This is a genomic window from Tistrella mobilis, assembly GCF_041468085.1.
Classification (GTDB): domain Bacteria; phylum Pseudomonadota; class Alphaproteobacteria; order Tistrellales; family Tistrellaceae; genus Tistrella; species Tistrella mobilis_A.
The window spans coordinates 2,047,975-2,067,977 of sequence record NZ_CP121017.1; the positions used below are offsets into that span (position 1 = coordinate 2,047,975).

Annotated in this window: 17 protein-coding genes; 10 read left to right on the forward strand and 7 right to left on the reverse strand. The window is 68.1% G+C overall.

What is annotated here, in order from left to right; genetic code table 11:
• Window positions 1–134: 134 nt before the first annotated feature.
• From P7L68_RS15065 to P7L68_RS15075, 3 genes are all read left to right on the forward strand, one after another.
• Window positions 135–1,073 (forward strand): glutathione S-transferase family protein, encoded by a 939-nt coding sequence (locus P7L68_RS15065; protein WP_372006443.1) that lies wholly within the window; start codon window positions 135–137, stop codon window positions 1,071–1,073.
• A 100-nt stretch (window positions 1,074–1,173) separates the two neighbouring features.
• Window positions 1,174–1,782, forward strand: coding sequence for a 2-hydroxychromene-2-carboxylate isomerase (locus P7L68_RS15070; protein WP_372006444.1), 609 nt, complete (start codon window positions 1,174–1,176; stop codon window positions 1,780–1,782).
• A gap of 120 nt (window positions 1,783–1,902) precedes the next feature.
• On the forward strand, window positions 1,903–2,736 hold the full coding sequence (locus P7L68_RS15075; RefSeq protein WP_372006445.1) for an aldo/keto reductase: 834 nt from the start codon (window positions 1,903–1,905) through the stop codon (window positions 2,734–2,736).
• Window positions 2,737–2,796: 60 nt separating this feature from the next.
• On the opposite strand, the gene P7L68_RS15080 is transcribed toward P7L68_RS15075, so the two are convergent.
• On the reverse strand, window positions 2,797–3,456 hold the full coding sequence (locus tag P7L68_RS15080; RefSeq protein ID WP_372006853.1) for a nitroreductase family protein: 660 nt from the start codon (window positions 3,454–3,456) through the stop codon (window positions 2,797–2,799).
• 226 nt (window positions 3,457–3,682) lie between these two features.
• On the opposite strand from P7L68_RS15080, the gene P7L68_RS15085 reads away from it, so the two are divergent.
• The 6 genes from P7L68_RS15085 (at window position 3,683) to P7L68_RS15110 (ending at window position 11,029) form a co-directional block, all read left to right on the forward strand.
• Complete coding sequence (locus tag P7L68_RS15085; RefSeq protein WP_372006446.1) at window positions 3,683–5,626, forward strand: MHYT domain-containing protein; 1,944 nt, start codon at window positions 3,683–3,685, stop codon at window positions 5,624–5,626.
• Between the two features lie 104 nt (window positions 5,627–5,730).
• The gene (locus tag P7L68_RS15090) at window positions 5,731–7,389 is read left to right on the forward strand and encodes an ABC transporter substrate-binding protein (protein ID WP_372006447.1); all 1,659 of its coding nucleotides are present in this window, start codon (window positions 5,731–5,733) and stop codon (window positions 7,387–7,389) included.
• Entirely contained in the window at window positions 7,386–8,432 is a 1,047-nt protein-coding gene (locus P7L68_RS15095) for an ABC transporter permease (RefSeq protein WP_372006448.1), read from the forward strand. The genes P7L68_RS15090 and P7L68_RS15095 overlap by 4 nt, the downstream gene beginning before the upstream one ends.
• Window positions 8,429–9,346 carry an ABC transporter permease gene (locus P7L68_RS15100; protein ID WP_372006449.1) on the forward strand — a complete coding sequence of 306 codons (918 nt, stop codon included), beginning with the start codon at window positions 8,429–8,431 and terminating at the stop codon, window positions 9,344–9,346. Before P7L68_RS15095 ends, P7L68_RS15100 begins: the two co-directional genes overlap by 4 nt.
• Window positions 9,343–10,209 (forward strand): ABC transporter ATP-binding protein, encoded by an 867-nt coding sequence (locus P7L68_RS15105; RefSeq protein ID WP_372006450.1) that lies wholly within the window; start codon window positions 9,343–9,345, stop codon window positions 10,207–10,209. The genes P7L68_RS15100 and P7L68_RS15105 overlap by 4 nt, the downstream gene beginning before the upstream one ends.
• On the forward strand, window positions 10,157–11,029 hold the full coding sequence (locus tag P7L68_RS15110; RefSeq protein ID WP_372006451.1) for an ABC transporter ATP-binding protein: 873 nt from the start codon (window positions 10,157–10,159) through the stop codon (window positions 11,027–11,029). The genes P7L68_RS15105 and P7L68_RS15110 overlap by 53 nt, the downstream gene beginning before the upstream one ends.
• Here P7L68_RS15110 and P7L68_RS15115 read toward each other — a convergent pair.
• The 5 genes from P7L68_RS15115 to P7L68_RS15135 all read right to left on the reverse strand — a co-directional run bounded on the left by P7L68_RS15115 (window position 10,963) and on the right by P7L68_RS15135 (window position 18,287).
• Entirely contained in the window at window positions 10,963–13,278 is a 2,316-nt protein-coding gene (locus tag P7L68_RS15115) for a molybdopterin-dependent oxidoreductase (RefSeq protein WP_372006452.1), read from the reverse strand. The genes P7L68_RS15110 and P7L68_RS15115 overlap by 67 nt on opposite strands.
• 63 nt (window positions 13,279–13,341) lie before the next feature.
• A complete protein-coding gene (locus P7L68_RS15120) occupies window positions 13,342–14,361 on the reverse strand; it encodes a M14 family metallopeptidase (protein ID WP_372006453.1) in 1,020 nt (339 codons plus the stop codon).
• Window positions 14,358–16,331 carry a TRAP transporter permease gene (locus P7L68_RS15125; RefSeq protein WP_372006454.1) on the reverse strand — a complete coding sequence of 658 codons (1,974 nt, stop codon included), beginning with the start codon at window positions 16,329–16,331 and terminating at the stop codon, window positions 14,358–14,360. Before P7L68_RS15125 ends, P7L68_RS15120 begins: the two co-directional genes overlap by 4 nt.
• Window positions 16,332–16,413: 82 nt before the next feature.
• Complete coding sequence (locus P7L68_RS15130; protein WP_372006455.1) at window positions 16,414–17,382, reverse strand: TAXI family TRAP transporter solute-binding subunit; 969 nt, start codon at window positions 17,380–17,382, stop codon at window positions 16,414–16,416.
• Window positions 17,383–17,519: 137 nt separating this feature from the next.
• Window positions 17,520–18,287 carry an IclR family transcriptional regulator gene (locus tag P7L68_RS15135; RefSeq protein WP_372006456.1) on the reverse strand — a complete coding sequence of 256 codons (768 nt, stop codon included), beginning with the start codon at window positions 18,285–18,287 and terminating at the stop codon, window positions 17,520–17,522.
• Between the two features lie 196 nt (window positions 18,288–18,483).
• On the opposite strand from P7L68_RS15135, the gene P7L68_RS15140 reads away from it, so the two are divergent.
• Window positions 18,484–19,404 (forward strand): DMT family transporter, encoded by a 921-nt coding sequence (locus P7L68_RS15140; RefSeq protein WP_372006457.1) that lies wholly within the window; start codon window positions 18,484–18,486, stop codon window positions 19,402–19,404.
• Between the two features lie 21 nt (window positions 19,405–19,425).
• On the opposite strand, the gene P7L68_RS15145 is transcribed toward P7L68_RS15140, so the two are convergent.
• The gene (locus tag P7L68_RS15145) at window positions 19,426–19,932 is read right to left on the reverse strand and encodes an acetone carboxylase subunit gamma (RefSeq protein WP_372006458.1); all 507 of its coding nucleotides are present in this window, start codon (window positions 19,930–19,932) and stop codon (window positions 19,426–19,428) included.
• Between the last annotated feature and the right edge of the window lie 71 nt (window positions 19,933–20,003).

Here is a 20,003-nt window from a genome sequence, read left to right on the forward strand (position 1 = left end):
ATAAACCATGGGTATAATGACCGACGGATAGAATTCTCAGAACGAGAAAGTCGCCAGATCAGACTGGTCCGGATGCTCAGACCTGCGGCGGCCCGCCCCCGGTGGCCGGGATGTCGCGCAGACAGGAGAGGACGATGACGGAGATCATCCTCCATCACTACGACTCGTCGCCTTTTGCCGAGAAGGCCCGGCTGATGCTGGGCTTCAAGGGACTGACCTGGAATTCGGTGGTGCAGCCGATCTGGGCGCCGAAACCGAAGCTGACCCCGCTGACCGGCGGCTATCGCCGCACGCCGGTGATGCAGATCGGGGCCGATGTCTATGTCGACACCAACCTGATCGCCGAGGAGCTGGAACGCCGCCACCCGCAGCCGACCCTGTTCCCTGAGAACGGCACCGCCGCCGGCGGCTGGGGTGGCCTGGTCGCCTTCTCGCTCTGGGCCGAGCGCATGCTGTTCTGGCCGGCCGTCCGTTATGCGATGGCGTTCAATGCCGACAAGCTGCCGCCGGAACTGCTGGATGACCGCGCCCGGATGAACGGCGCGCCGCGGGCCGATGTGGAGCGGATGAAGGCCGCGGCGCCGATGTTCAAGGAACAGCTGCACAACGCGCTTGCCGTGCTCGACGATGCGCTGGGGCAGGGGACGCTCTACCTGTTCGGCGACGAGCCGAGTCTGGCGGATTTCGCCGCCTATCACCCGATCTGGTTCCTTGAGAACAACGGCCGCAAGGTCGGCGGCGTGATGGCGGAATACCTCAACGCCCAGGCCTGGAACGGCCGGGTGCGCGAGTTCCGCCACGGCACCCGTATCGAGATGGAGCCGGATGCCGCACTCGCCGTCGCCCGCGAGGCGACCCCGCTGCCGCCCGAGACGGTGGGCGAGGCCGACGACAACGCCCCCCAGCCGGGCACGCATGTGACCGTCACGCCCGAGGATTTCGGCAAGGACCCGGTGGCGGGCGAAGTGACTGCGGTCAGCCGGCGGCGGATCAGCATCCGGCGGGAGGATCCCGAGCTGGGAGAGATCGCCGTGCACTTCCCCCGCATCGGCTACGTTGTCCGACCCGCCTGAACGGTATACCGTAAGCGCCGCCTGCCGGATGCCGCCCGCGAGCCCGCTCGCGGGCGGCATCGTCGCGACGGCCACCCCCATCCCTTGCCGGAGCCGGTTCATGACACGGATCGTCGACTGCTACCTGCCGCTGATGTCGCCCTGGGCCTATCTGGGCCATGACCGCTTCGTGGCCATCGCCGATCGTGGCCGCGCCGTCATTCGCTGGCACCCGGTGGATTTTGCGAAGATCTTCGCCGCATCGGGCGGCGTGCCGGTGAAACAGCGCCCGGTTCAGCGCCAGACCTATCGCATGTACGAGCTGAAGCGCTGGCGCGACCGGCTGGGCGTGCCGCTGGAGCTGGAGCCGCGCTTCTTCCCCGTCGACGATACCCGGGCGGCGCATCTGGTGCTGCAGGCCATGGCCGAGGGCGCCGATCCCGCCGGGCTGATCGGCGGCGTGCTCGGCGCGGTCTGGGCCGAGGGGCGGGACATCACGGATACCGAAACGCTGGCCGACCTGCTCCGGCGTGAGGGGCTGGATGCGGGTCTGCTCGACCGCGCCGACGCCGCGACCGCGGAACTGGCGCGGAGGCGCGCGGCCCTGACCGAGAACGCGATTGAAGCCGGCGTCTTCGGGGCGCCCACCTACATCTTCGACGGCGAGCCCTTCTGGGGCCAGGATCGTCTCGATTTCCTGGCCGAGCGACTGGGCGTCACGCTGGATTGACGGCGGCCGCCGCCGGACCATCTCTCCCCCCGCATCGGGGGCAATCAGAACAAAAGCCCTATCCCTGTGCCGTCCGCGCGCCGACGCGGCGGACCATCCTTCCGCTTCCGGAGATGAGCCATGCCTGACCAGACCATCATCGACGTCAAGGGTGCCCGGGTTCCGGCCCTGGGCTTCGGCACCTGGCAGATCACCGGCCGGGCCTGCGTGCGTGCCGTGCGCACCGCGCTCGACCTTGGCTACCGGCATATCGATACCGCCCAGATCTACGACAACGAGGCCGAAGTCGGCGAGGCGATCGCCGAGTCGGCGATCGACCGCTCGGAAGTCTTCCTGACCACCAAGGTCTGGTATGAGCGTCTGGCGGCCGGCACGCTTGAAGCGTCGGTGGAGGAGTCGCTCAAGAAGCTTCAGGTCGATCAGGTCGACCTTCTGCTGATCCACTGGCCGAACCCGAAGATCGATCTGGCCGAGACCATGCGCGCGCTGGAAGGCGTGAAGGCGGCCGGCCGGGCTAAGCTGATCGGCCTCAGCAACTTCCCGGTTGCGCTGATGACGCGCGTGGTTGAAGAGCTGGGCGTGGACGTCGCCGCAGATCAGGTGGAATACCACCCCTATCTGAACCAGGACCCGGTGCTGGCCTATGCCCGCGCCCATGGCATGATGGTCACCGCCTACAGCCCGCTGGCCCGCGGCAAGGTCGCCGACGACCCGGTGATCCGCGAGATCGCCGAGGCGCACAACGCCTCGCCGGCGCAGGTGGTGCTGCGCTGGCTGATCGACCAGCCCATGGTCAGCGCCATCCCCAAGGCCGGCAGCGAAGCCCATATCCGCGCCAATCTGGCCGCACTCGACATCCGGTTGAGCGATGCCGACCGGGCGAAGATCGATGCGCTGCGCGGCAATGGCCGGATGATCAATCCGTCCTTCGCACCCGAATGGGACGCCGCCTGATCAGGCACGGCTCCGGCGCGGAAGGCGGCGACCCCGCCCCCGTGCCGGTGCCGCCTCGTTTCATTCGCCAAAACCCTGGAAGGTGGCGAAGCCCTCCACCGGTTCACGTGGGGTTTCGAGCCGGGCGGTCACGTCGTCGGGGTCGCCATGGCCGATGGCGATGCCGCAGACCACCTGTTCGGTTTCAGGATAGCCGATTTCTTCGCGCAGGATGCCGTCATACATGGCGAAGGCCGCCTGCGGGCAGGTCTGAAGGCCCATGGCCTCGGCCGCGAGCAGCACCTGGCCCACGAAAATTCCGACATCGACCCAGGATCCCTGTTCCATGTCACGGTCGATGGTGATGATCAGCCCGACCGGGGCATCGAAGAAGGCGAAGTTGCGCCTTTCCTGCGCCTGCATGCGTTCCTGATCGCCCTTGCCGATGCCGAGCAGGCCGTAGAGCGACCAGCCCAGCGCCCGCCGGCGATCCTGATAAGGCGCCCGCCACTTCACCGGATAGTATGTATAGCCCCAGGCCGCGCGGGGGGCTCCCGCGGCGTGGTCTGCGGTCAGCGCAGTCACCACCCGCTCGCGGGCGGCCCCCGCCAGAACGTGGACCTTCCAGGGCTGGATGTTCGACCCGCTGGGCGCGCGGGCGGCCAGGGCCAGGATCCGTTCCACCGTTTCCCGCGGGACCGGATCGGGCCGGAAGGCGCGGGTGCTGCGCCGGCCGGCCATGGTTTCCCCCACGCGCCGCGATGCAGCCGCCACGGCTGCGGCAATCCGGGCCGGATCTTCTGAATTCGTCATGGGCTCCGTCCATGTTTCCTTTACTCTCCTCCGGCAGAATGCCATGAAAAATAGTCCGTCGCGCCCTGCCCATCGCGCTTCGGAACCACACGCGGCGCAATGGCGACGTCTGCGCCGGGTTTCCGGTGACGGCCTTCGGAAGGACGGCTGACCTATGTTTCTGGAGTTCGTCCACGGCGCTGGCGGGCATTATGCGGAAAGCGGCTACCATACCCGGCTTGTCGTTCTCTCGGTCGTGGTCGCCCTGTTTGCGTCCTACGCGGCGCTGCAGACGGCCGGCCGGATCCCGGGGGCGACCCCGGCCATGCGGGCAGCATGGATCACGGCGGGGTCGATCGTGCTGGGGGGCGGCATATGGTCGATGCATTTCATCGGCATGCTTGCCCATGAACTGCCCTTTCCGGTCGATTACGACCTGAACCTGACCGTCGGCTCCCTGATCGTCGCCATCGTGATGACATGGGTGGGGCTTGCCTGGGTTGCGCAGGCCGGAGAGAGCCGGGCAGCGCTGATCGGCGCAGGGATCGCCACCGGTGCCGGCGTCGTCGGCATGCACTACATGGGCATGGAAGCCATGCGCATGCCCGCCCGCCTGCTTTACGAGCCCTGGACCTTTGTCCTCAGCGTGGTCATCGCCCTGGTCGCGGCGACCGCTGCGCTCGCCGTCGCGCGCCGGGATGTTTCGATTCCGGCGAAGATCGGGGCGTCGGCGATCATGGCCGTGGCGATTGCCGGCATGCACTATACCGGCATGGCGGCGGCCCGTTTCGAGCCCGGCCAGACCATCGCGCTCGGCCGGCTGCTCTGGCTCGAAGCCTCCGCCTATGCCGTGCATCCCCAGGTGATCGCGGTGCTGGTCGCGGTGGGGGCGGCTCTGGTGGTGACCATCATCATCGCCTCTGCGACCGTCGACAAAAGATTTGCCCTGCTGGCTGAACGGGAGGCGGAAGCCCTGCGCCTCAGCAGCCGGCGGATGTCGGCCCTGCTGGCAACGGCATCGGATCTGATCGTGATTTCCGATGTCGATGGCATCGTCCAGGACGTGGTGGGGCCTGCCGATCTGGTCGCCGTTGCCCGCAGCCGGCCTCTGGCCCAGGTCATCATCCCCGATGATCGTCCGCGCTTCCGCGCCTTGTTCGAGCGTGTGGTGACGGGGGGCGAGCGATCGGCGATCGACGAGCTGCGCATGGACATGGGCGCACAAGGGGTGCGTGCCTGTGACGTGCAGATCCGTGACCTGCGCGGAGAGCCTGCCGTGTCGGCCCTGGTCATCACCTTCCATGACGTCGAGGAACGCGCTGCGGTGCAGGCGGCCCTTGCCGAGGCACGCGATCTGGCCGATGCCGCCAGCCGGGCGAAATCCCGCTTCATCTCGATGATGAGCCACGAGTTGCGCACGCCGCTGGCGGCCGTGCTGGGGTATGCCGATCTGATGACCGCCCGGCTGCACGGTCCGCTCGGCTCCGATGTCTATGACGGCTATGTCGACGAAATTTCCAGGGCCGGCCGGCGGCTGATCTCGGTGGTGGATGCGATCATCGGGCTCGGCCGGATCGATGGCGGCGAAGAGCGTTGCGAGCTTCAGAATTTTGATACGCAATCCGCGATCCGGTCGGTGATGCGCAATGCCGCCGATCGGGCGCGCCGTGGCGGGGTCCGGCTCGACCATGTCGACGACGGGGCGGTGGCGATGCTGGGCGATCCCCGGCTGGTCGTCCGGACCCTCGACTATCTGATCGACAATGCCATCAAGTTCACCGAGGCAGAGGGCGAGGTGGTGCTGCTGGTGGAGCGGCGCGATGACGGCACCGGCGCCATCACCATCACCGACAGCGGCCCCGGCATTCCGGCCGACAGCCTGCACCGGGTGACGGAGGCCTTTTTTCAGGCCGATGACGGCCTGTCCCGACGGTTCGAAGGCGCCGGCCTGGGCCTGACCGTCGCCAAGGCGCTGGCGGAACTGCAGGGGGGACGCATCGAGATCGAGAGCACCTATGGCTTCGGCACGGTCGCCCGGCTGGTTCTGCCGCTTGCCGCCGGAAGCAGGCAGGGGCCGCCGGCAGGGCCGGACGCCGAAGTGGAGGATGCCCTCGGTTGATCATCCTGGCGGGCGGGCTTGGCGAGGGTGGCCCTGTTGCTCCATGATGCGTGACAGATGCGGCCGGCTTGGGCCGCAGCCCCTTCACGCCGGGAGTGACGATCGTGATCCATTCTGAGACGGCGCGACTGACGACGGCCGGAAGCCTTCGGCACCGGCTGCGCCATGGCCTGGTGCGGGCCGGCGCGACCCTTGCCATCGGGCTTGCCCTGGCCTTGGGGTTGCCGGGCGCGCAGGTGCAGGCGGCAACGCCGCCAGACACATTGGTGATGGCTCATTATATTGATGACGTAACAAGTTTCGACCCGGCCGAGAGCTTCGAACTGGCGACCGGCGAGATCCTGAACAACGTCTATCTGCGCCTCACCGTGCCCGACCCGGACGATTTCACGAAGATCCTGGGCGGGGCGGCCGAAAGCTGGACGATCTCAGAGGACGGGCTCACCTACACCTTCACCATGCGGCCGGGCGTGAAATTTCATACCGGCCGGCCGCTGACCGCCCATGACGCGGCGTTTTCGCTTCAGCGGGTGGTGAAGCTGGCCAAATCGCCGGTCTTCATCCTGAATGCCCTGGGCTGGACGCCCGAGAATGTCGACCGGATGGTGGTGGCGAAAGACGATGCCACCCTGGTGCTGACGATGTCGGAACCCTTCGCACCCAGCTATGTGCTGAACAGCCTGTCGTCGAGTGTGGGTGCCGTGGTCGACCGCACCGAGGCGATGGCGCATGAGACGGATGGCGATTTCGGCAATGGCTGGCTGAAGACCAACACCGCCGGCAGCGGCGCCTACCGTCTGGTGACCTGGCGGCCGAAAGAGGCGGTGGTGCTGGAGGCAAACCCGGATTTCTACATGGGTGCGCCGAAGATGAAGCGGGTGATCATCCGCCATGTACCCGAGCCGACCGCTCAGCGGCTGCTGCTGGAGAAGGGCGATGTGGACATCGCCCGCCGGCTGGGCACGGAACAGCTGAAGGGCATCGCCGGCAATCCCGATCTCAAGGTCGAGACCGAGCCCAAGGCGACGATCTATTACCTGGCGATGAACCAGAAGGTGCCGGCGCTGACCGAGCCCAAAGTGCGCGAGGCGATCCGCCGGGCGATCGACTATCAGGGCATTGCCACCAATCTGCTGGAGGGGCTCTACCGGCCGCATCAGTCGATCCTGGGCGCCGGTAGCTTCGCGGCGCTCGACGATCTGCCCTATGTTCGCGATGTGGAGAAGGCGAAGGCGCTGATGGTCGAAGCCGGCCATCCCGACGGGCTGGACCTGACCATCGACGTCTCGGGCACGGCCCCTTATCGGGACATCGCCCAGGCCTTGCAGGCAAATCTGGCCGATATCGGCATCCGGCTGAAGATCGTGACTGCCGATACCCGACAGGTGCTGACCAAGTACCGGGCACGCGGCCACGAGCTGTTGCTGATGTACTGGTCGCCCGACTATGGCGATCCCAATTCGACGGTCGATTATTTCGCCCGCAACCCCGACAATTCCGATGCCGGCACCGCCAAGACCATCGCCTGGCGCAATGCCTGGAAGAATGACGCGCTGGGTGAGATGGCCCGCGCGGCGGTGCTGGAGCGTGACGATGCAAAGCGCGTCGGGATCTATCACGACATCCAGCGCCGGCTGCGCGAAGAGGGACCGGTGGCGGTGATGTTCCAGCAGACCGAGCCGACGGCGATGCGCAAGCCGGTCGAGGGCTGGATCTCGGGCCCGGCCTTCGACACCTATATCTACTGGCGGATCACGAAGTGAGGGCAGCGCCTGCGGGACTGCGCATGGTGCGGGTGACGGCGGGTTTCGTAGCCGGCCTTGCCGTCACCCTGCTGGGCCTGATTGTGGTCACCTTCCTGATCGGCCGGGTGGTGCCGATCGATCCGGCGCTGGTCGTCGCCGGCGATCGGGCGAGCCCGGAAGCCTATGCTGCCGCGCGCACGGCGCTGGGGCTGGATCTGCCACTGCATGAACAGCTGGCGGTCTATGTCTGGAACGTGCTGAACGGCGATCTCGGCCGCTCGACCATGACCGGGCTGACGGTGGCCGAAGATGTGGCGCGGGTCTTTCCCGCGACCATCGAACTTGCCGTGGCCGGCACCCTGATCGGGGTGGGGCTGGGGGTGCCGCTGGGCGTGCTGGCGGCGGCGCGGGCCGGCCGGCTGGCCGATCATGTCGTGCGGGCGGTGGCGCTGGTCGGCTATTCGGTGCCGGTGTTCTGGCTGGGGCTGGTGGGGCTGCTGGTCTTCTACGCCCGGCTCGGTTGGGTGGCCGGGCCCGGGCGGCTGGATGTCGCCTGGGCCTATACCATTCCCGAGGTGACCGGCTTCGTGCTGATCGACACGGTGCTGGCGGGGGAGCCGGAGGCGATGGTGGACGCCCTGCGCCACCTGATCCTGCCGGCCTCGATTCTGGGTTATTTCTCGATGGCTTATGTGGCGCGGATGACCCGGTCGCTCATGATCGGGGAACTGTCGCAGGACTATGTCGTCGCCGCCCGGGCCAAGGGCGTGCCCGAGGCGCGGATCCTGTGGCGCCATGCCTTCCGCAATATCTCGGTGCCGCTGGTGACGGTGATCGCGTTGACCTTCGCCCATCTGCTGGAGGGCGCGGTCCTGACCGAAACCGTCTTCGCCTGGCCCGGCATCGGGCTTTACATCACGCAGGCGCTGTTCGCGGCCGACATGAATGCGGTGCTGGGCGGCACGCTTGCCGTCGGGCTCGGCTTCGTGCTGATCAATCGCGCGGCCGACCTGATCCACCGCCGGCTGGATGCGCGGATGCGGCAGGAGGTACGGGCATGATCGGGGTCGCAGCCCTTGCCCGCATCGCCGCCCGCACGCCCCGCAGCCGGGCCGAGGCGCGGCGTTATGCGCTGGCCGGCTTCCTTGCCCGCGCGCTGGCCAATCCGGCAACGGTGATCGGCACCCTGATCGTGCTGGCCCTGATCCTGGCGGCCGCCCTGGCACCGGTGCTGGCACCCTATGACCCGATCGATCAGGTGCTGAACGATCGGTTGCAACCCCCTGGTGCGGAACATTTTCTGGGCACCGACCATCTGGGCCGGGACATCCTCTCGCGCATTCTGTACGGGGCGCGGATCACGCTGGCCGTGGTGCTGTCGGTGGCGGTGATCGTGGGGCCGGTCGGGCTGGCGATCGGCATTGCGGCGGGGTATTTCGGCGGCCGCGTCGATGCGGTGCTGATGGGGCTGACCGACATCGTCATGGCCTTTCCGCGGCTGGTGCTGGCGCTGGCGCTGGCGGCGGTGCTGGGCCCGGGCATCGGCAATGCGGTGGTGGCGATCGCCGTCACCGGCTGGCCGGCCTATGCCCGCCTGGCGCGTGCCGAGGCGAAGCTGGTGCGCGAGCGGGAATTCGTTCAGGCCGCCCGGCTGGCCGGGGCCTCGGATCTCAGGATCCTGGTGCTGCATGTGGCACCGCTCTGCCTGTCCTCGGTGATCGTGCGCCTGACCCTCGACATGGCCGGCGTGATCCTGATCTTCGCCGGGCTGGGCTTCCTGGGCCTGGGCGCCCAGGCACCGGCGCCGGAATGGGGGGCGATGGTGGCCACCGGCCGCGACTACATCATCGACCAATGGTGGGTGGCGACCCTGCCGGGCGCTGCGATCTTCGTGGTCAGCATGGGTTTCAACCTGCTGGGCGACGGGCTGCGCGACGTGCTGGACCCGCGCGCCCAGACCGGGAGGGCGGCATGACGAAGGGCAGGGGCATGACGGAGGGACGGCCCCTGCTGGAGATCCGCAACCTGGCCGTGTCGTTCCCGGGGCCGGACGGGCCGGTCCGGGCGGTGCGCGAGGTCTCGCTGTCGCTGGCCCGCGGGGAACGGCTGGCGATCGTGGGGGAAAGCGGTTCCGGCAAATCGATCTCGATGCGGGCGGTGATGGGGCTGCTGCCGCGTCAGGCGCGGATGACCGCCGACCGGCTGGCCTTCGACGATGTCGACCTGATGGAAGGAGGAGAGCGGGCGATCCGGCGCCTGCGCGGACGGCGTGTCGCGATGGTGATGCAGGACCCGAAAGCCGCACTCGATCCGGTGATGACCGCGGGCGCGCAGATCGCCGAGGGGCTGCGGCTGCATCGCGGCCTTGGTCGCCGCGCGGCCCGGGCTGCGGCGCTGGACCTGCTGGCCGCCGTGCGCATCGACCGGCCGGAGCGGGTGCTGGAGCTGCATCCGCACCAGATGTCCGGCGGCATGGCCCAGCGGGTGATGATCGCCATGATGCTGGCGGGCGAGCCCGATCTGCTGATTGCCGACGAGCCGACCTCGGCGCTCGACGTCTCGGTGCGGGGCGAGATCCTGGAACTGATCGACGGATTGGTCACCGAGCGGGGGATGGGGCTGGTGCTGATTTCCCATGATCTGGATCTGGTGGCGGCCTTTGCCGACCGGGTGGCGGTGATGTATGCCGGCCGGGTGATGGAGACGCTGGCCGCCGGCGCGCTCGATCATGCCAGCCATCCCTATACCCGCGGGCTGATCGGCTGCCGGCCGCGGCTGGATGCCCATGTGGCGCCGCTGCCGGTGCTGGTTCGTGATCCGGCCTGGAAGGAGGGCTGACGTGATCGAGGTCGAAGGGCTGACCGTGCGCTTCCAGGGCCTGGCCGCGGTCGACGGCGTATCGCTGAGCGTTGCCCGGGGCGAGGCGGTGGGTGTGGTCGGCGAAAGCGGCTCGGGCAAGTCGACCCTGCTGCGCGCCATCGCGGGGCTGCTGGCGCCGGATGACGGCCGGGTGATCTTCGACGGCCGGCCGGTGGTCACGGCCGGGCGGCAGAGCCTGAGCGACCGGCGGGCACGGGCCCGGCTGATGCAGATGGTGTTTCAGGATCCGTCGACGGCGCTGCATCCCCGACACACGGTCGACCGGATCCTGGCCGAACCGCTGGTGATCCATGGGGAGGCCGATGCCGAGCGACGGATCGCTGCGGCGATGGCGGCGGTGGGGCTGGATGCCTCGCTGCGCTTTCGCTTTCCACACCAGCTGTCAGGCGGCCAGCGCCAGCGCGTGGCGATCGCCCGCGCGCTGATCCTGGAGCCGAAAGTGCTGCTGCTCGACGAGCCGACCTCGGCGCTGGACGTGTCGGTCCAGGCCGAGGTTCTGAACCTGCTCGACCGGTTGCGCGCCGATCATGGCCTGACCCTGCTGATGGTCGGCCATGATCTGGCGGTCGTCGCCCATCTCTGCACCCGGGCGCTGGTGATGCATCGTGGCCGGGCGGTGGAGGAACTCACCCGGGCGGATATTCATGGTGCAAACGCGCGGGATTCCTATACGAAGGCACTGCTGGCGGCGGCCAGGGATCCGCGTGCCGCTCATTCTGCGGCGATGTCGGCCACCGGCGGATCGAAGGCGGTCACCTCGGGCAGCGCCCCGCGATAGGGTTCGACATCGACCAGCGTGGAATGGGCGGTGGGGGCCTGGGACACCGCTGAAGTCGGGCGGTCTGCGGTCAGCACGTTCGGGTTGCCGTGCTTGTCCAGGCTGCCCGGGGTCGCCGGGTCCGCCGGATCGTACCAGGCGCCGGTGGCAAGGCGGATCACCCCCGGCATGACGTCGGCGGTGACGACCGCACCGGCGAGCGTGGCGCCGCGATCGTTGAACACCCGCACCACCATGCCGTCGGCGATGCCACGCCGGGCGGCGTCGTCCGGGTGGATATGGACCGGCTCGCGGCCGCTGATCTTGGCGCTGCGGCTGAGTTCGGCCGAATCGAGCTGGCCGTGCAGCCGGGTTTTGGGCTGATGGCTCAACATATGCAGCGGGTAGCGGGCGGCGAGCGGTGCGCCCAGCCATTCATCGGGCTCGATCCAGACCGGATGCCCCGGGCAGTGCGGATCGCCGAACGAGGCGACCCGGGCCGAGAACAGCTCGATCAGGCCCGAGGGCGTGTTGAGCGGATGGGCGGCCGGGTCCCGACGCAGATCGCCGAACAGGGTGAAGGGCTCGTCGAGCGGCGGCACCTCGACATGGCCGGCGGCCCAGAAGCTGTCGAAATCGGGGAAGGGCATGCCGCGGGCGGTATTGGCGTCGGCGGCTTCGGCATAGATCCGGCGCAGCCAGCCCATCTCGTCGAGCCCTTCGGTGAAGGCCTCTTCCAGGCCCAGGCGGCGGGCGAGTGCGGTGAAGATGGCGAAATCGTCGCGGGCCTCGCCCACCGGCTCGATCGCCTTGTGCATGGCCAGGATGAAGCGGTCGCGACCGCTGGCGCCGATGTCGTTGCGTTCCAGCGTCGTGGTGGCCGGCAGCACGATATCGGCATGGCGGGCGGTCGCCGTCCAGTACTGTTCGTGGACGACCACCGTCTCGGGCCGTCGGAAGGCCTGGACCAGACGGTTCAGATCCTGGTGATGGTGGAAGGGGTTACCGCCACACCAGTAGACCAGGCGGATGTCGGGATAGGTGAGGTCTTCGCCGTCATAGCGATAGCGGCCGCCGGGGGTGAGCATCATGTCGGAGATGCGTGCCACGGGGATGAAGCTGCCGGTCGGGTTCATGCCCATCGGCAGGCGCGGCGAGGCCATGCTCCGCCGCGGCACGCCCATATTGCCGAGCGAGGCGAGGCCGAGCGCGAAACCGCCGCCGGGCAGGCCGACATGGCCGGCCATGCAGGCAAGTGCGATCGCCGCCCAATAGGCCTGCTCGCCGCGATCGGCACGCTGCAGGGACCACGAGGCATTGATGAACGAGCGTTCGCGGCTGAGCCCGCGGGCCAGTGCCCGGATGGTTTCGGCGTCGAGGCCGGTGATGGCCGCCGCCCAGTCCGGGGTCTTCGGCACCCCATCGGTGCGGCCTTCGACATAGGCGATCACCCGGTCGGCACCGACGGTGCAGCGGGCCAGGAAATCATGGTCGACCGTCCCGTCGCCGAGCAGGACATGGATCATGGCCAGCATGGCGGCAGTGTCGGTATTGGGGCGGATGGTCAGCCATTCCGCACCATCCGGCACGTCTTCCTTAGATGGCGTGATGCAGACCACGCGGATGCCGGCATCCAGGATCTTCTGCAGCCAGTCGCGCCCTTCATGGGCGCCCATGCCGCCAGCCTCGATCTGCATGTTGATCCGCGGCAGGCCGCCGAAACAGACCATCAGCCGACAGTTCCGGAGGATCCCGTCCCAGGACGAGACGGGCCCCTGCACCGCGTCGATCGACCCCAGGATATGGGGAAGGATCGTGATCGCAGCGGCATAGCTGTAATTCTGCACCTGGGTGGTGAAGCCACCGCCGACATTCAGGAAGCGGTGCAGCTGAGACTTCGCATGATGGAAGCGTCCGGCCGAGGACCAGCCATAGGATCCGCCGAAGATCGACTCATGGCCGTGTTCCCGCCGCACCCGGGCAACCTCTGCCGCGACCATGTCGAGCGCTTCGTCCCAGGGAACGGCGACGAAATCCTCGGCGCCCCGGCGCTCGCGCCCGCGATCGGGCGCATTGCCGAGCCAGCTGCGGCGCACCGAGGGGCGGGCCACCCGCGCCCGGTTGTGAACCGCATCCGGCATGGTCCGGACCATGTCCGAGGGGTAGAGATCACCCTCACGCGGGATGGCCTCGACCAGGCGGCCGTCGCGGACGACGGCGGTGAAGGCACCCCAATGGGAAGCATTCGGAACACGGCGTATATCGGACATGGCGGACAGGGTTCTCGGTTCTGATGGCCCGGACGCGGGGGCAGGAGGAGGTGGGCGGAGTGGTCAGGCGCTCTGGAGGGTCCGGGACTCCCAGGCGGTGGCGACGAAGCCGATGCGGTCGCCGGTCGCCACGACGGGATCGCGGCGGGCGGCGATGACCAGGACCGGCTCGGCGAAGGTCACGCGGTCGACGATATCTCCGAAAATGTCGGTGATCACGCCCAATGGCGATCCGGGCTGAAGAATGTCACCGGGCGTGCAGGCGGCCCGGAACAGACCGCCGGTATCGGCCGTGACGTGGCGACGCTTCAGAACCTTGCGCAGCGTGCCGCCGGGGGCCGGGCGATCCTCGAACATGCCGATCTCGGCGGCGGTCCGGCGCAGGCCGGCGGCGCCCTGTTCGACATAGGGCCATTCGATCCGGCTGCCGGCGCCGAGTTCCACCATGAAGGCGGGCTTGCCGAGCACCTGGAACTGATAGTCGATGGCGCCCGAGATGTTGCCCGGCAGCTCGCCCGCGGCCTTCACCGTGGGCATCAGGCAGGCGACGCTGGGGTCGTAGAAGGAGAGGTGGCGCAGCAGCACGTCCTCGGCCACCGGGCCGTCGGGATGCAGCTTGTAGACCCCATAGGGTTTCGCCTCGAAATGGGCGGTGAGCGTGTGCAGGCTGACCAGGCAGTCGCCGGCGCGCTCGATCTCGCGCCAGAGCCGGTCGGCGACCCGCTGGGTGGTGAGGCCGCCGGCGGCGCCGGGGAATTGCTGGTCGATGTCGAGCCCGTCCTGCGGTGCCGTCTTGGTGCGGGCATCGAAGGCGAGCGGGTTGGCGGCCGGGATCACCACACAGGCGCCGCGCATGGCGGCGAGGTCGAGATTGCGGACGAAATCGAGCGCCGCCAGCGTGCCGTTGACCTCGTCGCCATGGACGGTGGCGGTGACCCAGAGGGTCGGGCCGTCGGCTGCACCACGGGCGGCGATATAGGGGATGGAAATCTCGGCGCCGGTTGCCGTGGAACCGGCGACCAGGCGGCCCTGGCCGCGGCTCGCGGGGGAGAGCCGGGCGAGATGATCGGTGATGATTGTCACGAGGCGGGGTCTCTTCCTTGGGGGGAGGCGGAGCCGGCCGTGGCGGCACCGGCCTTGCGGCGAAGGTCCAGGGTGAAGCACAGCCAGAAGAGGGCGAGGCTGCCGGCCAGAATGGCGATCTGGTAGAGCAGGCCGACATGTTCCGAGGGCAGCAGAAGCAGGGCGAAGAGCAGGGCCGCCGCACGGGTCGCGCCCGACAGCGGCACCTTCAGCCAGCCGATCGAGGCGACGGAGATGGCCAGGATCGCGATTGCCATCAGCACGCAGACATAGGCGATCTCGCCGATCGTGCCCTGGGCCAGGAATTCGGGGTGATAGATGAAGACATAGGGAATGGCGAAGACCGGCAGGCCCAGGCGCACGGCATGCAGGCTGGTCCGCCAGGGATCGGCATTGCCCACCGCAGCCGCGGCAAAGGAGGCGACGGCCAGGGGCGGTGTGATGTTCGAGATCACGGCATAGTAGAAGATGAACATATGCACCGCGATCGGCACCACGCCGAAATCGACGAAGGCCGGGGCGAGGATCACGGCCAGCACCACATAGACCGCACTGGTCGGCATGCCCATGCCCATGATCACCGCGACCACCATGGTGAGCGCGAGCGCCAGCGGCAGAATGCCGTGCGAGGTTTCGATGATGATCGTCGCCATGCGATAGCCGAGGCCGGTCATCGACACCACGCCGACGATGATGCCGCCGACCGCGCAGGCGGCGGTAATGGGCGCGATCAGCTTGGGCGCGTTGATCAGCGCCTCGGCGAAGATCCGGGCGAGGCCGCGCACACCCTTGCGACGATCGAAGATCACGATCATCGCCGCCAGCATGCCGATGGCCCAGACACCGGCCCGCGCCGGGGTGTAGCCGGAAACCAGCGCCCAGACCATGAAGATCACCGGAACCAGCAGATAGCCGCGCGACCGCAGCACCGGCCAGACCTTGGGCATTTCCTCGTCCTGCGCCGGACGCAGGTTCAGCCGCCGGGCTTCCAGATCGACCATCACGAAGACGGTGGCGAAATAGAAGATCGCCGGCAGGATCGCCGCGATCATGATGTCGCCATAGGGGACGCCCAGCGTCTCCATCATGATGAAGGCGGCAGCCCCCATGATCGGCGGCATGATCTGCCCGCCCGTGGACGCCACCGCTTCGACGCCGCCCGCGAACGAGCCCGAGAAGCCGCCGCGTTTCATGGCCGGGATGGTGAAGCTGCCCGTGGTCACCACATTGGCGGTGGAACTGCCCGAAAGCATGGAGAAGAAGGCGGAGGAGACGACGGCGGTCTTGGCCGGCCCGCCGACGATCCGGCCGGTGAGGGCGCGGGCCAGATCGGTGAAGAACTCGCCGGCGCCCGAGGCGACCAGCAGCGAGCCGAACAGCACGAACAGGAAGATGTAGCTGGCGGTCACCGCCAGAGGCACCGTCCAGATGCCGTCGACCGTGAGGTACATCTGCTCGATGACCCGGTCGATGGAATAGCCCCGATGCCAGAACGGATAGGGCAGGCTGTCGCCGATCTGGGTGTAGACCAGGAAAACGAGGGTGATCACGACCATCGGCCAGCCGATGCTGCGCCGGACGACGTCCAGCACCACCAGCAGCAGCAGGGCGCCCAGCACGCGCTCGGCCGTCAGCAGCCGGGTCATGTATTCCATGCGCTCGGAAATGCGGGTCTGGTCGAAGACCAGGAACAGGGTCGAGACCAGCACCACGACCAGCATCGCCGTGTCCCAGGCAAGACCGACCCAGCGCTTCGCGCCGGTCTCGGGCGCGCGCATCGAGGCTGCGGTGAGCAGCAGCACCGCAAAGGCGAGTGCCAGATGAATGGGACGGTAGGACAGCGCCGGCGCTTCGCCGAAGATGCCGGCGTGGATGTGGAAGAGCGACATGCCGATCGCGACCGCGTGGGCGGCATGGCGCAGCACGGTGCGAAGGCCTGAGCCCTCGCCCGTGTCGGAGACGGTTGTCATCCTGGATCTTCTTCCGGACGAGGATGCATCGGGACGGGCGCGGGCAGGGCGGGGACCACCGGCCCTGCCTGCGCCCTGCGCCTTACTTCGCGAGGACGCCGGCTTCCTGATAGGCGCGCAGCGCACCCGGATGGATGGTGATGCCGGGCATGGCGGCCATGTCGGCCGGCTCCAGCCGGGCCAGGGCGGCATGGGCGCCCTGGAGACGCTTGAACTTCCCGATCAGCGTCTTGGTCAGCCAGTAGGCTTCGTCTTCGGGCATCTCGTCCGAGGCGATCATCATCATCGAGGTGCCGACCGTCGGGATGGCGGCATCCTGGCCCGGATAGGTGCCGGCCGGGATCTCGGCGCGGGCATAGCCGGGGTTCAGCTCCTGGAGCTTCGCCGCCAGCGCGTCATCGATGGTCAGGAAACGGATGTCGGAAGTGCTGGCAAGCTCGGTGAAGAAGCTCGCCGGATAGTTGGCGACCGAGACCATGCCCACCGAATGATTGTCCTTGATCTGGTCGGTCTGGAAGCTGAGGCCGCCGCGGACGATGTCGATCTTCGACGCATCGGTGCCGGTTGCGGCAAGCAGGTCGTCGAAGATCAGCGCGGTGGCCTGGCCCACTGGCTGCGAGGCGAAGCGCTTGCCGGCAAGGTCGCCGATCGACTGGACGCCCGAATCACCCGCGACCGCGATATGGGCCAGCATCGAGGTGAACGAGGCGATGCCGCGGACATTGGTGATCGGCTCCTGGAAGGGCGGCTTGCCGGCGGCGGCAACGCTGGGCACGATGCTCATGGTCAGGCCCAGCTCCCCCGTGCCGCGCGACACGCCGACGACGTTGGAGGTGCCGCCACCCATTTCGGCATTGGCGCGCACGCCCTCGTCACCCAGGATGGCGGCGACGCCGGCGGCGGTGGCGTAGAACGAACTGCCGGTCGGGCCGGCGAGGATGGTCAGCGATTTCGGCTTGCCCTCGTCGGCGGCGAAGCCGGGGGCTGCGTGCAGCATCAGGGCCGCGACGGCGGCGGCGCCGAGCATGCGGCGATCGATGGTCCGGAACATGTAGCCTCACGTGTTTCTTGATGGGCTGCGTCTTGCGCGGTGGCAGTGCCCGCGGGGGCGTGGCACCGGCTTTGCGCGGCGGGTCTTCACCCGGTGGCGGATCTCTGGCGGATCCGTCCAGCCGGGATGTGTCGGTCTCAGGCGGTGCCGAAGGGATAGGTCTCGGCACCCAGGCGGAAGGACAGGCTGCGTGCGGCAGCATGCAGATCCGCCACATGGGCGTCGGCCGCGTCGGGCTCGTAGCCCTGAAGCGGCATGATGAAGCTGAGGGCGGCACGGATGTGTTCGTGCTCGCCGAAGACCGGAACCGCGATCGCGACCAGGCCGGGCGCGCTCTCGCCCGCGGTGACGGCGGCGCCGGCGGCGCGAACCTCGGCCAGATGGTCGGCAAGGCCGGCCGGATCGGTGATGGTCTTGGGCGTGATCTGGGGCAGGCCATGGGCCGCGATCAGCCGGTCGAGCACCTCGGGCGCATCGAAGGCGGTCAGGATCTTGCCGGCCGCGGTGGCGTGGAACGGCACCGACATGCCCACGCGCCAGCGGCTGTCGACGAAGAACGGCCCTTCCACCGCCAGCAGATGGAAGACGGTATCGCCCTCGCGCACGCTCAACACCGCGGAATGGCCGCAGCGATCGACCAGCTCCCGCATGATCGGCAGCGCCTGACGGGTGAGGACGTGCGTATGGGCATAGGCGACGCCGACCAGAAAGCTCATCGGTCCGACCCGGTATTTGCGGGTGACCGGATCCTGATCCAGGAAACCCTGCTCGCGGAAGGTGGCGAGCACCTTCGAGACCTGGCTTTTGGCAAGCCCGGTGCGCTCGCAGATGTCGGTGATACCGAGCGGCTGACGTGTGGTGGAGAAGGCGCCGTAGATGGCGAGGGCCGAGGTCAAAGACTTCATCAAGAAGTTTCCTATTGGGAAACCATGTTTCCAAATAAGCTTAAGCCCCTCATTTCCCGCCCGTCAATCATGTTCTGCATGCATGGGTCTGCCGGGTTGCCCCTGGGTGGAATTCCGCGTATGACCAGAAGACACAATGGTTTACCGGCCATGCACCGGGAGCCGCGAGGAACCGCCCGAGGAGACCCCCGTACCGATGGCGAGCGTGAGCGAGGCCGGCTGCCGGCCGGTGCAGCCCAACCGGCTGGATGCCGGTGCGGCGCTGATGATGGTCGTGCTGTGTGCCTGTTGGGGCCTGCAGCAGGTGGCCGTGAAGATGGCGGTCGCCGATGGGGCCGCCCCCATGGCCCAGGCGGCGCTGCGATCGATCGGCGCCACGGCCATCGTCGGCGCGGTGGTGCTGGCGCTGGGGCGTCGCCGGGGCGTGATTCCGGCGGGCACGCTCTGGCCGGGAATCGGGGCCGGGCTGCTCTTCGCGCTGGAATTCGCGCTGCTCTATACCGGGCTGTCGTTGACCACGGCATCGCGGGCGGTGGTGTTTCTGTACACCGCCCCCTTCGTCGTCGCGATCGGCGGCCATCTGCTGATCCCGGGCGAGCGGCTGGGCCGCTGGCAGGTGATGGGGCTGCTGGCAGCCTTCGGCGGCATCGTCGCGGCCTTCGCCGACGGGCTGGTCGAAGGCGGCGGATCGATCGCGGGCGACCTGCTGATGGTTGCGGCGGCGGTCGCCTGGGGGCTCACCACCCTGCTGATCAAGGGCAGCGTGCTGTCGCGCACGGCGCCGCTGGTGACGCTGCTCTATCAGCTGGGCGTCTCGGCGGTGGCGCTGGTCGTGCTGGCGCTGGTCATGGGCGCCGATCTCGCCATTCCGCTGACCGATACGGTGGTCGGCGCGATGGCCTTCCAGATCGTCGGGGTGGCGAGCCTGTCCTATCTGGGCTGGTTCGTGCTGATCTCGCGCTATCCGGCTTCCCGGCTTTCGGCCTTCAGCTTCCTGACCCCGCTCTTCGGTGTGGGGGCCGCGGCGGCCGTGCTGGGCGACGCGCTGACGCCCGCCTTCGCGATCGCACTGGTGCTGGTCGCGGGCGGGATCTGGATGGTGAACCGGCCGTCCTGAGCGGACGGCCGGCGATCGATGTCAGGCGCCGGCCCGTTCGGGGACGGCAAGCCCCAGCCAGTCGCGGTAGAAGGTCGGGATGTCCGGCTCGAAATCATGCAGCACCGGGTACCAGGGCGTCGGTGCCTCGACGTCGAGCAGAACGCCGCACTCCGGGCAGCAGTATTCGCGATAGATCTGCCAGGCCGGATCGGGGGCCATCAGTTTCGGGTAGACCTCGTTCAGCGCCTCTTCGGTGTCGCGGACGCAGACCAGCGCCTCCAGCTTCCAGTTCCGGTCATGGTCGCAGAAGACATGGCCGCAGCTGCACTTGATCTTCCAGTGCTTCGCCGCATCCTGAACGATGAAGAGATGCGGCCCCAGCGGCAGCAGGATCCGATCCGGCCAGGCGGCGCGCGACTGCAGCACCTCGATATATTTCACGAACCGGTCGGCATCCTTGGGCATGGAGAGCATGCGATGGACGACATCGGGGTCCAGGCGGCCGTCGACCAGATCGGCGACCTGTTTCGGGGTATAGCTCGACATCTGCGGACTTCCTTACAAGAGATTGTGATTTCGGGAAAATGAGGGGGCATCGCCGGGGCGGGCGCCGGGGG

Coding starts and splice junctions, on each gene's coding strand:
- P7L68_RS15140 (WP_372006457.1), top strand. CDS start 18,484: ATGGCGAGCGTGAGCGAGGCCGGCTGCCGGCCGGTGCAGCCCAACCGG.
- P7L68_RS15110 (WP_372006451.1), top strand. CDS start 10,157: ATGTGGCGCCGCTGCCGGTGCTGGTTCGTGATCCGGCCTGGAAGGAGG.
- P7L68_RS15080 (WP_372006853.1), bottom strand. CDS start 3,456: ATGGCCGGCCGGCGCAGCACCCGCGCCTTCCGGCCCGATCCGGTCCCG.
- P7L68_RS15135 (WP_372006456.1), bottom strand. CDS start 18,287: ATGAAGTCTTTGACCTCGGCCCTCGCCATCTACGGCGCCTTCTCCACC.
- P7L68_RS15075 (WP_372006445.1), top strand. CDS start 1,903: ATGCCTGACCAGACCATCATCGACGTCAAGGGTGCCCGGGTTCCGGCC.
- P7L68_RS15125 (WP_372006454.1), bottom strand. CDS start 16,331: ATGACAACCGTCTCCGACACGGGCGAGGGCTCAGGCCTTCGCACCGTG.
- P7L68_RS15145 (WP_372006458.1), bottom strand. CDS start 19,932: ATGTCGAGCTATACCCCGAAACAGGTCGCCGATCTGGTCGACGGCCGC.
- P7L68_RS15070 (WP_372006444.1), top strand. CDS start 1,174: ATGACACGGATCGTCGACTGCTACCTGCCGCTGATGTCGCCCTGGGCC.
- P7L68_RS15105 (WP_372006450.1), top strand. CDS start 9,343: ATGACGAAGGGCAGGGGCATGACGGAGGGACGGCCCCTGCTGGAGATC.
- P7L68_RS15130 (WP_372006455.1), bottom strand. CDS start 17,382: ATGTTCCGGACCATCGATCGCCGCATGCTCGGCGCCGCCGCCGTCGCG.
- P7L68_RS15065 (WP_372006443.1), top strand. CDS start 135: ATGACGGAGATCATCCTCCATCACTACGACTCGTCGCCTTTTGCCGAG.
- P7L68_RS15100 (WP_372006449.1), top strand. CDS start 8,429: ATGATCGGGGTCGCAGCCCTTGCCCGCATCGCCGCCCGCACGCCCCGC.
- P7L68_RS15115 (WP_372006452.1), bottom strand. CDS start 13,278: ATGTCCGATATACGCCGTGTTCCGAATGCTTCCCATTGGGGTGCCTTC.
- P7L68_RS15085 (WP_372006446.1), top strand. CDS start 3,683: ATGTTTCTGGAGTTCGTCCACGGCGCTGGCGGGCATTATGCGGAAAGC.